The sequence below is a fragment of the Salinibacterium sp. CAN_S4 genome, assembly GCF_015752305.1.
Lineage (GTDB): Bacteria > Actinomycetota > Actinomycetes > Actinomycetales > Microbacteriaceae > Rhodoglobus.
Genome location: NZ_JADOVB010000002.1, coordinates 113457 through 129547, shown reverse-complemented (window position 1 = coordinate 129547; position 16091 = coordinate 113457). Strand labels below are relative to the sequence as shown.

General features: G+C 65.6%; 13 protein-coding genes. 6 read left to right on the top strand and 7 right to left on the bottom strand.

Annotated elements, in window-relative coordinates:
- Window positions 1–81: 81 nt before the first annotated feature.
- The gene (locus IWX81_RS07000; protein WP_334593446.1) at window positions 82–2184 is read right to left on the bottom strand and encodes a glycogen debranching N-terminal domain-containing protein; all 2103 of its coding nucleotides are present in this window, start codon (window positions 2182–2184) and stop codon (window positions 82–84) included.
- A gap of 140 nt (window positions 2185–2324) precedes the next feature.
- Between IWX81_RS07000 and IWX81_RS06995 the strand changes: the two genes are divergently transcribed.
- The 4 genes from IWX81_RS06995 (at window position 2325) to IWX81_RS06980 (ending at window position 6827) form a co-directional block, all read left to right on the top strand.
- Window positions 2325–3464, top strand: coding sequence for a LacI family DNA-binding transcriptional regulator (locus IWX81_RS06995; protein ID WP_199280609.1), 1140 nt, complete (start codon window positions 2325–2327; stop codon window positions 3462–3464).
- Complete coding sequence (locus IWX81_RS06990) at window positions 3461–4684, top strand: sugar ABC transporter substrate-binding protein (RefSeq protein ID WP_199280608.1); 1224 nt, start codon at window positions 3461–3463, stop codon at window positions 4682–4684. Before IWX81_RS06995 ends, IWX81_RS06990 begins: the two co-directional genes overlap by 4 nt.
- 89 nt (window positions 4685–4773) lie before the next feature.
- A complete protein-coding gene (locus IWX81_RS06985; RefSeq protein ID WP_199280607.1) occupies window positions 4774–5922 on the top strand; it encodes a carbohydrate ABC transporter permease in 1149 nt (382 codons plus the stop codon).
- Window positions 5919–6827, top strand: a complete 909-nt coding sequence (locus IWX81_RS06980) for a carbohydrate ABC transporter permease (protein WP_199280606.1) — start codon at window positions 5919–5921, stop codon at window positions 6825–6827. The genes IWX81_RS06985 and IWX81_RS06980 overlap by 4 nt, the downstream gene beginning before the upstream one ends.
- Before the next feature lie 250 nt (window positions 6828–7077).
- Here the strand turns inward: IWX81_RS06980 and IWX81_RS06975 are convergent, their stop codons facing one another.
- The 5 genes from IWX81_RS06975 to IWX81_RS06955 all read right to left on the bottom strand — a co-directional run bounded on the left by IWX81_RS06975 (window position 7078) and on the right by IWX81_RS06955 (window position 13398).
- Complete coding sequence (locus IWX81_RS06975; RefSeq protein ID WP_199280605.1) at window positions 7078–8181, bottom strand: GH12 family glycosyl hydrolase domain-containing protein; 1104 nt, start codon at window positions 8179–8181, stop codon at window positions 7078–7080.
- A 137-nt stretch (window positions 8182–8318) separates the two neighbouring features.
- Window positions 8319–10364 carry a glycoside hydrolase family 6 protein gene (locus IWX81_RS06970; RefSeq protein ID WP_199280604.1) on the bottom strand — a complete coding sequence of 682 codons (2046 nt, stop codon included), beginning with the start codon at window positions 10362–10364 and terminating at the stop codon, window positions 8319–8321.
- A 198-nt stretch (window positions 10365–10562) separates the two neighbouring features.
- Entirely contained in the window at window positions 10563–10922 is a 360-nt protein-coding gene (gene crcB, locus IWX81_RS06965; RefSeq protein ID WP_199280603.1) for a fluoride efflux transporter CrcB, read from the bottom strand.
- On the bottom strand, window positions 10919–11287 hold the full coding sequence (locus tag IWX81_RS06960) for a fluoride efflux transporter FluC (RefSeq protein ID WP_199280602.1): 369 nt from the start codon (window positions 11285–11287) through the stop codon (window positions 10919–10921). The genes crcB and IWX81_RS06960 overlap by 4 nt, the downstream gene beginning before the upstream one ends.
- Window positions 11284–13398 (bottom strand): APC family permease, encoded by a 2115-nt coding sequence (locus IWX81_RS06955; protein ID WP_442977642.1) that lies wholly within the window; start codon window positions 13396–13398, stop codon window positions 11284–11286. Before IWX81_RS06955 ends, IWX81_RS06960 begins: the two co-directional genes overlap by 4 nt.
- A 266-nt stretch (window positions 13399–13664) precedes the next feature.
- On the opposite strand from IWX81_RS06955, the gene IWX81_RS06950 reads away from it, so the two are divergent.
- Together IWX81_RS06950 and IWX81_RS06945 are read left to right on the top strand one after the other, a co-directional pair.
- Window positions 13665–14804: an ice-binding family protein gene (locus IWX81_RS06950; RefSeq protein WP_199280600.1), complete on the top strand. Its 1140-nt coding sequence runs from the start codon at window positions 13665–13667 to the stop codon at window positions 14802–14804.
- A 74-nt stretch (window positions 14805–14878) separates the two neighbouring features.
- Window positions 14879–15436 carry a MarR family winged helix-turn-helix transcriptional regulator gene (locus IWX81_RS06945; protein WP_199280599.1) on the top strand — a complete coding sequence of 186 codons (558 nt, stop codon included), beginning with the start codon at window positions 14879–14881 and terminating at the stop codon, window positions 15434–15436.
- Here the strand turns inward: IWX81_RS06945 and yczE are convergent.
- Entirely contained in the window at window positions 15365–16033 is a 669-nt protein-coding gene (yczE, locus tag IWX81_RS06940; RefSeq protein ID WP_334593437.1) for a membrane protein YczE, read from the bottom strand. The two genes, IWX81_RS06945 and yczE, sit on opposite strands and share 72 nt — an antisense overlap.
- Window positions 16034–16091 lie beyond the last annotated feature (58 nt).

Sequence of the window (16091 nt, the reverse complement as noted above, 5' to 3'; positions counted from 1 at the left end):
CGGTCCTGTCGTTGTGGGGTCAGTCTATAAACCGGAGGATGCCTCAGTCCTGCCCCACTTCGGGGACCACCGCGCGGCTGGTCAGCCGACGACGAAGGGCAGGCTTCCCGCCGTCACCTCGCCGGTGCCATTGACGACCACGCCGCCAGCCACGCCCGCAAAAACCAGCCCATTCATCGTCACGCCTCCGACGACGCTCGTCGGAGAGATCCCGAGGCTTCCCGCTGGGGCATCCGGCTCCAGGCCCAGAAGGCTCGACAGCACAGAGACGGCCGAAGCCGCCGACCATGCCTGGGGGCGGCAGGCTGCGGCGTACGGCACAGGGGCGGAGAACTCGGTTGCGGAGTCGCCGGAGTGCAGCTCGGGCATCCTGTAATCGAATCCGGATGCCGCGGCGAGCAGCCCGCGGGTCAGCTCGTCGGCCTCGTTCCTGAAGCCCTCCCGCGCCAGCCCGGCGATCGCGATCGCGGTGTCGTGCGTCCAGACCGACCCGCCGTGGTAGCTCATCGGCCAGTATCCGGCGGAATCCGTGGACATCGTCCGCAGCCCGTATCCGGAATTGAGCGAGGGTGCGACGAGTCGCGCGGCGACGAGGGCGGCCTGGCTCTCGTCGAGAATCCCGGTTCCGAGCACGTGGCCGATGTTGCTCGTGACGGTGTCGACCGGGTTTTTGGCGGCGTCGAGCGCGATGGCGAGGTGGGCGCCCGTCGCGTCGTGGATCCAGAACTTGTCGTGGAATGCCGTGCGGAGCTTCGACGCCCACTCGCGCCACGGCGAGCCGTCGGCACCGAACGCGTCGAGCAGGTCTGCGCCGTGCGTGGCGGCCTCATAGGCGTAAGCCTGCACCTCGACGAGGGCGATGGGCCCTGCGGCGAGCGTGCCATCGCGCCACTGCACGGAATCGCCCGAGTCTTTCCAGCCCTGGTTCGACAGCCCGCGACCCGTCTTGTCGGCGTATTCGAGCAGGCCGTCGCCGTCCGAGTCGCCGAAGTCGCGCATCCACTCGAGCGCACGTTCGAGATGCGGGACCAGTGCGCGTACCTCGTCGACGGGCATCCCCCACTTCCAGGCGTCGTGCAGGAGGCAGACCCACAGTGCCGTCGAGTCGACGGTGCCGTAGTAGAGCGGGGGAAGGTGCAGCCCGTCGGCCGGCATCTCGAGCGAGACGCGGCGAAGCTCGTGCATGATCTTGCCGGGCTCCTCTGCGGTATCGGCGACGGGTGCTGTGCCCTGGAGGCTCGCGAGAACCCTGAGGGTATCCGCGGCGATGCGGGTGCCGAGGGGCAGCATGAATCGTGCCGCCCAGATCGAGTCGCGGCCGAAAAGCGTGAAGAACCAGGGCGCCCCGGCGGCGAGGAACTGCTGGTCAGGGGCGTCGACCGGGGTCAGGCGGAGGGTATCGAGGTCCCTGAGTGCCTGTGAGACCCACCTGCTCAAACGGTCGTCGCCCGAATGCAGTTCGGGCACGACCCACGGCACCGGTCCCGTCGCGCCATTCACCACGGCGAGCTGGTCGGTTGCGGAGTACGACCAGGACACGCTCGCGCTTCCGCGCGCGGGAATCGTCACGATCCACGAGATCGAGTCGGCGGTGATGGATGCCCCGCGAGCCTCGAGCTGCACCGAGACGTCTTCGCCGCTCCAGAGGGCGGCATTCGTGATTCCGCCGCCCATCGAGACGAGCGGGGTGTTCGACTGCCCTGCCCCTGACTTGACGAAGTCCATGCCTGTCGCGTCTGCGACGAACTCGACCCGCACCTCGGCGACGAGTTCATGGTCGAGTCTCGAGGTGATCTCGAGTCGCTCCTCGATGCCGGTGATGGTGGCGGTGCGAAGGTGCTCGGCGCGCACGCCGGGGTCGGCGGTGGAGTCGTCGAGCTGGCGGGCGAGTGAGACGAAGGCCGAGGAATCCGCTCCCCGGGGGACGGTCACGAGGTGCTCGAGCGGGGCCCCCGCGACGAGGATCGACTGCGCCGAGACAATGCGCACGTCGGAGAAGTAGATGCCGTGGATCGACCGGCTGCCAATCGATCCATCCTCGGCCGACCAGGCCTGTGTCGGAGCTCGCAGCACAACTGTTTCGTCGTGCAGCAGGGGCTGCAGCGGTGGCTGTTCAGCGGCTTCCATCGGCGGCTGGAGAACTGTGTGGTCGGTGTTCTGCAGGGCATCCATGAGTATTCTCACGACTCCTCATTGATTCGGTTGATGGACAGCGGGTTGACATTTACGTCTACCGAGGTAACGTAGCACTTGAAATTTGAACGATCAAACTTTTACAGTTGGATCGTTCAAGAAGCGCAAGCGACGGGCCAAAGGAGGCCGGGGTGACACAACTGCCGACTGTCGACGATGTCGCTCGGGTCGCGAACGTTTCCCGTCAGACCGTCTCGAACGTGCTGAATTCGCCCGAGATCGTCAAAGCGACTACCCGGGGGCGGGTAGAGGCCGCGATTGCCGAACTCGGCTACCGCCCGCACGCATCGGCTCGACGGCTCCGCACCCGCCAGTCCTCGACGATCGGGGTGCGCCTCGACCCCGTCACCAACGGCATCTCGGGTTCGGTGCTCGACCGCTACCTTCACGCCCTGACCGAACTGGCCGCCGAACGGGGCATGCGCATCATGCTCTTCACCGCGACCGACCTCGACGACGAGATCGAGCAGTACCGCACCCTGCGCGACGGAGCCGATGTCGATGCTTTCGTCGTCACGGCGACCAGGCACGCAGATCCCCGCATCGAGTGGCTCACGACCGAGCGGGTGCCTTTCGTCAGTTTCGGCCGACCCTGGGGTGCGGACATGGATGCCCCGGATCACCTCTGGGTGGATGTCGACGGTTTCGCAGGCCACTACGAAGCCACGCGACACCTGATCGGCCGGGGCCACACCCGCATCGGATACTGCGGCTGGCCCGCAGGTTCGGGAACGGGGGACGAGCGCAGGCGCGGGTGGGCCGTCGCGATGAACGAGGCCTTCGGGCTGGATGACGCGGCGCTGGAACGGCTCACAACGAGAACCGAAGAAGGTGTTCCCCAGGCTCGCCGTCTCATCGAGAAGATGTTCGCTGCCGATCATGACCTCGAAGCACTCGTGTGCGTCAGCGACTCCGTCGCCCTCGGGGCGATGATGGCCGTCAATGAGGCCGGCCACCGATCCTTCCCCGTCATCGGATTCGACAACACTCCCGTCGCACAGGCCGTGGGCCTGTCGAGCGTGGAACAAAGACTTGATCAGGTCGCGGCGGCAACGCTCGAGCTGCTCATGGGCGCCACAGGCCGACGCGTGCTCCCTTCTGGAGAAAAGCGGCCTGACGACGAGGCAGGCGCAGCAGACATGGGCCACCGCCTCGTCATCCCGAAACTTGTCGTTCGCCGGTCGAGTCACCTGGCGCCCGTCGACGAGACCGAGAGCGCCGATGCCGGGATTGCCCCGGCCGGCAGTCACCATCGAGAGGAAATGCAATGAAGTACAGGAAATGGGGCGCTGCCCTGATCGCCGCTGGTATCGTAGCCAGCCTCGGAGCCTGCTCGAGCGGAGGCGGCGACTCGGCCGACGGTCCGCAGGCCCTGACCATGCTCATCGGCTCGAGCGGTGACGCCGAGACGGCCGCCGTCGAGAGCGCCACCCAGGCGTGGGCAGCCGACAACAACGCCACTGTCGAGGTGATCGTCGCGAGCGACCTCACCCAGCAGCTGAGCCAGGGTTTCGCGGGCGATGACGCCCCCGACGTGTTCTACATGGGATGGGACCAGTTCTCGACGTACGCCAGCAACGGCTACCTCGATTCCTACGCAGCCGATCTCTCCAACGCCGGGGACTTCTATCCGTCCCTCGTCGACACCTTCACCTACGACGACACCTTCACGTGTGCGCCGAAGGACTTCTCCACCCTGGGCCTCATCATCAACACCGACCTCTGGGCAGCCGCCGGGCTGACCGATGCCGACGTGCCGACCGACTGGGACAGCCTCGAGGCCGTCGCCACGAAGCTGACGACGCCAGACACTGTCGGGCTGTCGTTCGGGCTCGAGTACGCCCGCGCCGGTGTCTTCATGAACCAGGCCGGCGGCCAGCTGGTCGACGGTGACACGGTCACGGCCGACAGCGACGAGAACGTCGCAGGGCTGGAGTATCTCCAGAAACTGCACGACGCCGGAGTGCTCAAGTGGCCATCCGAGATCTCCGCCGGATGGTCCGGTGAAGCACTCGGCGCCGGCAAGGCAGCCATGGTGATCGAGGGCCCCTGGATCAAGGGCATCAAGGGCGACTTCCCCGACACGAACTACGCGGCATTCGAGCTTCCGGCAGGTCCGGCCGGCCCGTCGACGTTCACGTTCACGAACTGCTGGGGCATCCCCGCCAACTCCGACTCGAGGGATGCCTCGGTGTCGCTGGTCGAGTTCCTCACCTCGGATGAGCAGCAGCTCGCCGCCGCCGACGCCTTCGGCGTCATCCCGTCGACCGAGTCCGGCGCCGCCGAGTACGCCACGAAGTACCCGGAAAACGCCTCGTTCGTCGCGGGAGCCGACTACGCCGTGAGCCCGGTGAACTTCGCCGGTTCAGCGACAGTGATCAGCGACTTCAACGCGCAGCTCGAAAGCCTCATCGGAGGGGATGCGAAGCAGATCCTCGGCAGCCTGCAGTCCAACCTGCAGGCAGCGCTCGACGAAGCCAACGGCAACTAGCAGCACCAGAGGGCGGGCCCGCTCCGGCAGCAGCTGGAGCGGGCCCGGCCATCCTGATCGACAGTTCCATCCTGACCAGGGAGAGCACCATGGCACAGACTTTTCGGGGGAAGGGCATCCGCGGCGCCGAGGCCCGCTACGGCTGGGCCTTCGTGGCGCCCGCCATCCTCATCATCGGCGTCTTTCTCGTCATCCCCATCTTCCTCGCGCTGTTCGTGAGTTTCAGCAACTGGAACGGCCTCGGGTCGCCGCTGAACAACTCAGCCCTGGTCGGAGCCGACAACTACGCGAAGGTGCTCGTCGAGCCCGGGCTCGCGCAGCGGGACTTCGGTCTCTCGATCCGCAACAACCTCTACTACGTAGTTCTCGTCGTGCCGCTGCAGACCGCGCTCGCGCTCTTTCTTGCGGTGCAGGTGAACCGGCGCATCCTTCGCGGTCGCGGCTTTTTCCGCACCGCGTTCTACTTCCCCTCGGTGACGAGCTCCGTGGCGATCGTCACGATCTTCATCTTCCTGTTCACCGCCTCCGGTGCGGTCAACGCGATCCTGGGCTTCTTCGGGGCGGACGGGCCGAACTGGTTCGCTGACCCGAGCGGCATCATCCATAATCTGCTCGCCGGCGTGGGCATCACGAGCGCCCCGGATGCCCTGCTCGCGGCCGGACCACTCGGGCTCGACTGGTGGTCGTGGCTGAGTGGACCGTCTGTGGCCATGTGCGTGCTGATCATCCTCGCGATCTTCACCACCTCCGGCACGTTCATGCTTCTCTTTCTCGCGGCCCTCCAGAACGTCAGCGGTGAGATCGACGAAGCGGCGATGGTGGATGGCGCAGGGCCGTTCCGCAAGTTCTTCTCGGTAACACTGCCGATGCTCAAGCCCACCCTCTTCACCGTGCTCACCCTCGGGCTCATCGGCACCTGGCAGGTCTTCGACCAGATCTACCTCACGGGAAAGGGTGCTCCGGGAAAGACGCTGCTCACCCCCGCCTACCTCGCATACGACACCTCGTTCAAAGGACTGAACTGGGGGGAGGGTGCCGCGATCTCGTTCATCCTGTTCATCATCATCGTCTCGTTCACGCTGCTGCAGCGCTACGTGTTGCGTGACCGCGACCTTGGACGCTCGGGCGAGCGCCGCGCGGCGAAGCGAGAGAAGCAGTTCAGGAGCGAAGCAGCCGAGGGCGCTGCCCAGCTCGCCCGGAAAAGTGACGCCTCCACCCCGCAGGGAGAACGACGATGACCACGACAGAACAGGCGATCCGAGTAGTGACTCCTCCCGGCTCACTCACCCCACCCCGGCGCAAGCGGCAATTGTCCGGGCGGATCCGAACCACCGCAGTGCTGAGTTATCTCGTGCTCATCCTGCTCGCACTGATCTATATCTACCCGTTCCTCATCTCGATCGCGGGAAGTTTTAAGACCGACAGCGGCGCAACGCAGGATCCGCTCTCACTGATCCCTGCGACGTGGACCTCAGCGGCCTACGAGAGGTTGTTCACAACCGTCCCGTTGCTGCAATGGACGGCGAACTCGGCCTTCATCACGGTGATCGTCACGATCGGCAGGGTGTTCTTCGATTCGCTCGCGGGCTACGCGCTGTCGAGGCTGCGGTTCCGCGGCCGTACGGTCATCTTCGCCGGGGTCGTCGCGGTCATGGCCGTGCCCGGCGTGGTGCTGCTCATCCCGCGCTTCCTGATGTTGAAGGAACTCGGTCTCTACGACAGCTTCGGAGGGATGATCCTGCCGCTCATCATCGATGCTGCGGGCATCTTCATCATGAAGCAGTTCTTCGAATCGATTCCGGTCAGCGTCGAGGAGGCGGCCAGGATCGACGGGGCCGGGATCTTCCGCACCTTCTGGACTGTGGTGCTGCCCATGGCGCGCCCCGCGATCATCACCCTGTTCATCCTGAGCTTCCAGGGTTCGTGGAACGAGTTCTCGCACTTCGTGATCTCGCGCCAGGACCCGGCGCTGAACACGCTGACGACGGGGGTGGCATCCCTTACCTCGGGCGAACTGGGCGCGGGCAACCAGTATCCGCTGCAACTGGCGGCGGCCGTGCTGATGTCGATCCCGGTGGTCGTGATCTTCTTCATCTTCCAGAAACGGCTGATGAACACCACGGACGGTGGGGAGAAGGGCTAGCGGCCTGCGTTCCGGCGCCAGCGCCCGGCTGCCCCGCTGCCCGGCTGCCCCGCTGCCCGGCTGCCCGGCTGCCCGGCTGCCCGGCGTCAGCGCCCCGCGCGAGCCCATCCCGCCCCTGCCCTTTCTCATCATTCCGGAGGTTGTGGGGCTGGAGTAGCTGGAGTGGCTGCAGTCATCCCTGCAGCCACTCCAGTCCCTTCTCCCACACCGCCTCCGGAATTCTGAAAGGGGCGGGGCGGGGCGGACACCGCTACTTCGTGGTGGTGCAGGTGGGTGCTGCGCCGGCAGCGGTGGTGCTGCCCGTGCCCTGGAATCCGAAGGTGGTGGATGCCCCGGCGCTGAGTGCGCCGTTGTAGCTCACGTTCTTCGCGCTCACCTTTGCGCCCGAAACGCTGTAACTCGCATTCCAGACGTTGGCCACCGACTGGCCAGAAGCCAGCGACCACGATGCGGACCAACCGGTGGAGGCCGAACTCCCCGAATTGGTGACGGTCACGTCTGCGGTGAAGCCGCCGTTCCAGGTGTTGGTGACCTTGTATCTGGCGGTGCATGGCGCTGATCCGCCCGTGCCGCCACCGGTGCCGCTCCCGCCGGCCGCAAACGCGAAGTCCGTGACAGCGAGGCCGGTACCGCCGACCCACGGCTCGAAGCCGGCCTGCACACTGGTCATATACCAGGACCGATCAATCTGCCCACGAGTGACGGCATCATCGACGAACGCCTTCACGCTGAAGTTCGTCATGTCGTTCGTCGGTTGTTGGCGCACGTACGACACCACGTTCCAGCCGATATTACCCACCCAGACATCCCAGACCGCGCCATTGATCGTCTTCGTCGCGACAGGTTGTCCGATGGGCCGCGGAGCCCCGCGATGGTTGGCCCAGATCATGAGTTCTGCGCCGGTATTCTGGCCATCCGTGCGCTTGGTGGGGTCGAACCACAGGTCGAATGAGGCGTTCCATTCCCCCGAGTTGGGCGTGGCGATCTTGTAGGTGGCCCGCGGGTCTGCGAAGTCGCTCACCTTCAGCGGCAGGCCGCTGTTGGTCGTGCACTGGGTGTAGTGGCATCCGGCGAAGATCGACGGGTAGCTGGCGGGCGGACCGTTCGTGGCGTTGTTGTGCTCGGCCCGCGTGATCGCGAAACCATTACCGCGAACATCGATGCACTGTGCGGTGGATGCCCCCCAGCGGTTGTTCTGGACGATGTACTTTCCACCCGCCACCGGCGCGGCCCCGAATTGGTCGCAGAGCACGGGGGCAGCTTCTGCCGACGGCACCGATGCTGGCGGGGCTGCCGCGAGGGCCGCCCCCACCAGCAATGTAGCGACGGCTATTCCCAGCCATTTCCTGGTCATACTCTTCTCCTTCGTTACGTGCGCCTGGTGGCGCCCTGCGTATTTCTGGACAACTGCATAGTTCTGCACGACTGTGTAGTTCTGCACGACTGTGTAGTTCCGCGCGACCGTGTTCCCTGTCCGAGGGGTGGCCCGGCTCACCGCGTCGCGGTGCACGTCAACGGTGAGCCTGCGGCCCCGGCGCCGGTTCCCTGGAACCCGAAGGTTGCAGCAGCTCCTGGGGCGATGGCGCCGTTGTACTCCGCGTTACTGACGGTCACTTGTGCTCCGGATATCCTGTTGCTGGCGCTCCACATGTTCGTGATCGCCTGCCCGGACGCCAGGGTCCAGCCGACCGTCCAGCTCTTCGTGGCGGTTGGCCCTGGATTGGTGACGGTGACATCGGCGACGAATCCCCCCGACCATGAATTGGTGACCGCGTAGGTGGCGGTGCATGAGCCGCTCCCTCCGCCACCGGGGCTGGTGGCGGTGCGGACCGAGACGGCGGCGGATGGCGCGGATCGGTTGCCCGCAGAATCCTTCGCTTCCACCCGGAACGAATAGGCCGTATCGGGGGTGAGGCCGGGTACGGTCGCCGTCGTGCCGATCACAGTGGCCCCGGCGACCGGGGTCGTTCCGCGGTAGACGGAGTAGCCAGAGACGCCGACGTTGTCGGTCGATGCCGTCCACGAAAGCGAGACCGAGGTTGCCGTCGTCGCGGTCACTCTAAGAGCCGTCGGCGCCGTTGGGGCGGTAGTGTCACCCGGCTGAGTCGGACCGCCCGCCTCGGGAATTGCTGGGAAGGCGTTGCCCACGAGCATGGCAAACTGCGCCCCAAACCAGTAGCCGGCCAGCGGTGCATTGGGCAGGGCACCCGTCTTCTGGCCCATCAGCACGGGAGCGTTGAAGGTGGGGTCGCACATCGGATCCGCCGCCTTGCCTTCGTTGTTCGGGATGGTGGAGCTGGCGCCATCCGACTCTCCGGGAGGCTTGACCCACACGAACGCGTCGAGGTGTGACGACGCGAACCCAGCGGGAGAGGCCTGCGGTGCCGCGCCCATCCCCGCACCGCTCAGGTTGCACCAGGCACCACGGTGGTTTCTCTGGTCGATCTTCGACTCGGCGACGTAGGTCGACACGTTGGTGCTCGAGCTGACCGCAGTCGGTCGCTTCGATCCACCCCATCCATTTCGTGATGTGTCGACGATCATGCCGATGTCGGCGGGCCATCCCGCGGCGACGAACGCCGAATACAGGGAGGCGGTGAAATCGGATTCATCGAACCGGGGGTTGTACTCGTAGAACTTGGGGTCGCTCTTCACCGGTACACCGCCGACGATCTTCTCTGGATCGGTCAGGAACGGCTCTGCCGTGGGGGTGTAGTTCGAGGTGTTCGTGGCGAAACCTGAGACGTTACCGAAGCCACCCGCTGTGCCGCGCACGAGATCGGTGTAGAGCTGCACCGTGGGCGTCAGGTTGTTGTCCCAGCCGAGCCACCCGGAGTGGGCGATGTCCATGTAATTGTAGACGTTCGGGATCGCTCCGAGCTTGTCGAGCGCATACTGCATCGCCTTCACCTGGATGCCGCTCGACTTCGCGAGCTGGCAGTCGGGATCGGATGCGACGTTCGTCACGAGATTCGGGAGGCCGTCGACCTCGACGACCGTCGTGATGCGAAGATCGGCGAATTTGGGTTTTGCGAAGACCGCCGCGATCGCGTCGATGTACTCGGTCTTGTACCGCTGCAGGCCGGCCGCCGTCAGGGGCAGCTCGCCGTTGGAGGCGAGCGCCGCGCAATCCCGGCCGGGCAGGTCGTAGATGACGATCTGCACCGTCATGGGAACACCGGCCTTCTTTTGTGCCAGTGCCGCGTCGAGGTGGCCCTCGAGGCTCCTGCGGCCACCGTTTGAGGCGCCACCGGCAATGGCGGCGATCCGATCCATCCATACGGCTGTGGGGTAGGTCTGGATCGTGCGCATCTTCCGCTTCGCCGATTCGGTGGATGCCGCGGCGATCGACGTGTTGACGAGCGCGGCGTAGTCGGGGTTGACGTAGTTCGTCGCCCCCGCAAAGGGGTTGTCGACCCGGGGAGGGGCCGCCACGGCCGGGGTGGCCGTCAGCATGCCGACGGCCAGCAGCGCGCTGATGCCGGAGGCAGCGACCGCGCGGCCGAACCTGCGGGAAAGGGGGGATTGTGTATTCATGTCGGCTCCGTGAACGTCGTTGTTGCTTCCGAAAAACCTGAATCATGTTGTCGGCGGGAGTGTCTGACATCTACGTGAGAGCGCTCTCACGCCGACGCGAATGAACCTACTCCGGTGTCGCGGCGCGGCGCAAGGGCAGGGGTAGAACTTATGCTCTATGGGTTCCTGAGGACCGCTGAGATGGCGGTTCGCGGCTCCTCAGCTCGCGAGCAAGAACCCGATAGCGGCCGCCGCGATCCCGAGCACGAGGTTCGCGGCAATGCTGGCCAGGGCGACTCGCCACGTGCCGTCCTGCACGAGCTGGATCGTCTCGACGCTCCAGGTGCTGAAGGTGGTAAGCCCGCCGCACAGCCCGGACACCAGAATGAGCCGGATGTCGCCGCTCACGCCCCCGCTGGCGGCCAACCCCAGGACGACTCCGCCGAGGCTCGCGCCGACGACGTTCACGGCGAGCACTGCCCACGGGAATCCCTTGTGCACCGCGAATGCCCGGGAGACGAGGTAGCGGATGACCGCTCCAGCCGCTCCGGCGGCCACGGTCACGAGTATGACGATCACGGGTGCCGCCCGAGCCTGAGGCCGAGCGCGGCCGCGCCGAAGCCGAGCAGCAGTGTCACCGCGAGGTAGGCGAGCGCGGTCATCCACCGCTCGGCATCGACCAGGGTGACGAGCGAGACCGCGAGGGCCGAGAACGTCGTGAACGAGCCGAGGAGGCCCGGGCCGAGTGCTGCCCGCAGCCACGACGGAGCTGAACCCCAGAGCCGTGCCACAAGCAGGCCGAGAGCGAATGCTCCCACCGTATTGATGATCAGGGTCGAGACGGGAAAGGCGTCATCTGCATGGGGGATGAGTGCGTCGATGCCGAGTCTCAGGGCAGTTCCGACCGCGCCGCCCGCGACGACGGCGACGAGGTCACGAATCATGCCCGGTCTTTCGGGGACGCCGGATCTTTCGGTGGCGCCGGTGGCTTCTTTACCGCCGTGGCGGTTCCCGTCGCTGATTTAGCCCCGGTCTTGGAAGCGCTGGCCCTCGGCGTCGTTGGCTTCGCCCGCACCACGGCGGCGGCAGGAGGCATCGGCTTGCGCGCTACCGGTCTGCGCAGTTCGCCCCGTCGGTCCTGGCCGGGCAGAGGGCGCGATCGCCGGCCATAGATCAGGGTCGACGAATCGAGCAGCCACGGCACGAGGGCGATGACCACACCGTGAGTGAGCGCGAGTTTATGGCGGATGCGCCTCGCCGTGTGGTTGTGCAGGAGGTTCTCCCACCAGTGCCCCACGATGTAGTGCGGCGTGTAGACGGTGATCACCTCAGAGCCGTGGAGCTCGCGGCGGAACCTGATGTACTTGGCCAGTGGTGCGCTGATGTCGCGGTACGGCGACTCGAGGATGTTCAGCGGCACCCTGATGTTCTGCGCGATCCAGTCCTTCTCGAGCTGGTCGGTCGCCGCGTCGTCGATCGAGACGTGCACGGCCTCGATCGACTTATGGCGTGCGGCGATCGCATAGTCGAGCGCCTTCAGCACGGGCTTCTGCATGCGGCCGACGAGCACGATCGCGTGGTCGCCCTCTGAGCCGAACATGGTCGTCGGGTCTGCAGCGATCTCTTTGTCGACGTCGCGGTAGTAGCGGTTCACGCCGAGCATCAGCATGAACAGCACGGGCATGATCAGATAGACGAGCCACGCGCCGTGAGTGAATTTGGTGACGGTGACGACGATCAGCACGATCGCGGTCATGGTCGCCCCGAGTGCGTTGATGGCGAGGCTGCGGATGACCGCGCCACGATCCGAGCAGCCCTCGCGGAGCATCCTGAGCCAGTGGCGCACCATGCCGATCTGGCCGAGCGTGAACGAGATGAACACGCCGATGATGTAGAGCTGGATGAGCGCGGTCACCTCGGCCTGGTAGATGACCAGGATGATGGCGGCGACGACCGCGAGGATCAGCACGCCGTTCGAGAAGATCAGTCGGTCGCCGCGGGTGGAAAGCGATTTGGGCGCGTAGCGGTCGGTGGCGAGCACCGAGCCGAGCAGTGGGAATCCGTTGAATGCGGTGTTGGCAGCCAGCAGGAGCACGGCGGCTGTGGCGCCCTGGATGATGAAGAACAGGATGCTGTTGTTACCGAAGGTGGATGCCGCCAGTTGTGCGACCAGGCTGCGCTGCGGGATGTCTTCACAGCTCGCGTAGCCGATGAGGCTGCACGCGTCTTCGGCGTAGTGCACTCCGGCGATGAGGGCGAGGGAGATCAGTCCGACGAAGAGGGTGATCGCGATCGCGCCCATGGCGACGAGGGTCTTCTGGGCGTTCTGAACGTGGGGCTTGCGGAATGCGGGAACCCCGTTGGAGATCGCCTCGACGCCCGTGAGGGCGGCGCATCCACTGGCAAAAGAACGCAGCAGCAACAGGATGATGCCCGCTTGCGCCAGGTTCTCCGCCTGCACGACGTAGCCGGCACTTTCCGCGACGGGAGGGTCGCCGGCGATCGTGCGGGCGATGCCGACCACGACCATGAGGGCGATGCTGCCGATGAAGAGGTAGGTCGGCACGGCGAAGGCCTTGCTGGATTCGCGGACGCCGCGCAGGTTCACCGCGGCCAGCAGGATGATGAATCCGACGGCGATCTCGATCCTGAAGGGATTCAGTGACGGGATGGCCGAGATGATGTTGTCGACACCGGATGCCACGGATACCGCGACCGTCAGCACGTAGTCGACCAGCAGGGCAGACGCCACGACCAGTCCGGCCTTTTCGCCGAGGTTCTTCGATGCGACCTCGTAGTCGCCGCCCCCGCTCGGATACGCCTTGATCAACTGACGATACGACAACACGACCACGATGAGCAGGATGACGACAGCCATGGCGACCCACGGTGCGAACGAGAGGAACGCGAGGCCGCCGATGAGCAGGATCATCAGAAGCTCCTGCGGCGCGTAGGCCACAGAGGACAGCGGGTCGCTGGCGAAAATGGGTAGCGCCAGGTGCTTGGGGAGCAGTTGGCCCTCGAGTTTTTCGGAGGCGAGAGGCTCCCCGATGATCCACCTCTTGGGCGACCGTGCTTCATTTGTCACGAGGGACGACCCTACTCCTAGCAGAGGCGCGCTAAGCAATTGCTGGGTGCCCGCTATTCCCGGGCGGAAACCCAGCATGTGAGTCCTGCACGAATACGCGAGATATCAGGTAGGTAAATATCTGATTCGATTCTCGTATTAACAGTAGACAGTGCTGTATACCTGAAGTACCGGGGATCACAAGCGTTCCATACGTGCTGGGTTGTGCTTCCTCCACTCAGACAGGTGCCGCCATGGCCCGCTCAAAGTTCTCCCGTTCCTTCACCGCTGGAACGACAGTGGCTGGCCTGGCTCTCGTCGTGGTGTTCTCCACTTCGCTGTCGGCGGCCGCAGACACGACGATCAACGGCCCGATCGACCTCGGCAGCGCGGCCGATTTCGGCGTCCTCGCGGCCAGCGAGGTCACCAACACCGGACCCACGGGAGTCGACGGCGATGTGGGGCTCAGCCCCGGCACGTCGATCACGGGATTCGACGGTGCTCCGGATGGCGAGATCAACGGCACGCGACACCAGACCGACACGGTCGCCGCGCAGGCACAGATCGACCTGACCACCGCATACAACGTCGCGGCCAGTCTCACCCCGCAGGAGAGCGGGCTGGAAGAACTGAACGGCCTCGTGCTCACGCCCGGTGTCTATTCGGGTGGCGCGCTCATCCTCTCCGATACCGGCACGCTGACGCTCGCCGGTACGGCCGAATCGGTGTGGGTGTTCCAGGCGGCGAGCTCGCTCACCATCGGTGTCGGAACCGAGGTCGTCGTCACCGGGGGAGCGAGTGCCTGCAACGTGTTCTGGCAGGTCGGCAGTTCGGCCACCCTCAATTCCGGTTCGGCTTTCCAGGGCACGATACTCGCCCAGGAGTCGGTGACGGTCAACGATGCGACGACTGTTGTCGGTCGTCTTCTCGCCAGGACTGCAGCGGTAACGCTGATCAATGACCAGATCACCGTCCCGACCGGATGCCCGGCGTCGGGAACCGTGACCACCTCTCCGACCATCACCTCCTCCGCACCGACGGATGCGACCGTCGGAACTCCCTACGACTACACGGTGACCGCGAGCGGCACGCCGACGCCGAGCTTCAGCATCACCTCCGGCGCGCTTCCTCTCGGGCTGTCGATGGATTCGACCACCGGCGGCATCACCGGCACCCCCACGACCCCGGGGGCCAGCACCTTCCTCATCACGGTGAGCAATGGAGGCAGTCCGGATGCCTCGGCCGAGTACACCATCGCGACGGCCGCCGCCCGACCGCAGCTGGCCAACACGGGCAGTGGAAGCTCACCGGCCTTCGCGACCGCTGCGGTTGCGGTGTTGCTCGGTGGCGCTCTCGTCGTCCTCGCCCCTCGCCGTAGCCGTCGCCGCCACTGAGAGCCGTCCGGCACCTCTCCAACGGTTTCTCCTGACCGTTGTGCTCCGATCTGTGTTCTGATGGAGCCCTGCGAGTGCCGTCGTTCATGGACGCCCGTGGATCGATCTGGAAGATCCTCATCAACACACCAGCGCGCCGCCATGGTCCACAGTCACTCTCGGAGACGATCTCGAGCGATGTGATCGATGCCCTGCACGCCCTGCAGTCGGCAGAATCCCAGTTCCGGGGCCGATTGAGAAAGCGGCTTCAGCTCGGAGCCAACGAGTTGCTCGCCATCCAGCTCATCTCACGCCGGCAACGGCAGGGGCTGGAGGTGAGGCCGGATGACGTCACGGCCGCCCTGGGTGTGACGAGTGCCGCGACATCCATCATCCTGACCAGGCTGGTCGGCCGGCGCTTCGTCACGAGGCACAGCAACCCCCTCGACGGCCGCAGGCAGTACGTCCGTCTCACTGACGAGATGAACTCCGCCATGGCGAATGCCATCGGCGTGAGCCAGGCCTCGGCGCTCGACAAGCTCGGCGGATTGACGGCCGTCGAGAGCGGGCTGGTGATGATGCTACTGGGCAGCGTCACCGATTCTTATGACGCCGGCGCCCTGCCCGACACCCCCGGCCGCCCGCTCCTCTGAGCGCTCAGCGACGCGGCGACTCGCCTCGGGCACCCGCAGCAGCGGAAGGGTGACGCCGACCATCGGGCCGATCAGCAGCGCGAAGGCCAGCGTGCCGAATCCCACAGTGCCGCCGAGCAGCCAGCCGATGGCGAGCACCGTCACCTCGATCGAGGTGCGCACCACCCAGATGGGAAGGCCGGTGCGTCGATGGATGCCCGTCATGAGCCCATCGCGGGGGCCGGGGCCGAACCGTGCCCCGATGTACAGTCCCGTGGCGACGGCCAGCAGCGCCAGTCCGCCCGCGAGCAACAGGATCTGCTGCCACAGCCCGTCGGGCTCGGGCAGCATCCACAGTCCGACCTCGATGGACGGACCGATCAGCAGCACGTTCGCGACGGTGCCGACCCCGGGTCGCTGGCGGATGGGAATCCACAACAGCAACACCAGCAGCCCGATCACGTTGGTGACGATCGCGAAGTTGAGGCCGGATTTCAGCACCACCCCCTGGCTCAGCACGTCCCACGGGGAGGCGCCGAGCCCGCCGCGCAGCATCATCGCGATCGCGAAACCGTACAGGAACAGTCCTGCGAGAAGTTGTGCGATCCGTCGGGTCATGAGCATAAATGCAATCCAATTGCAGGATTGGACTGTAATCAAGATGCCAATTCCGTAT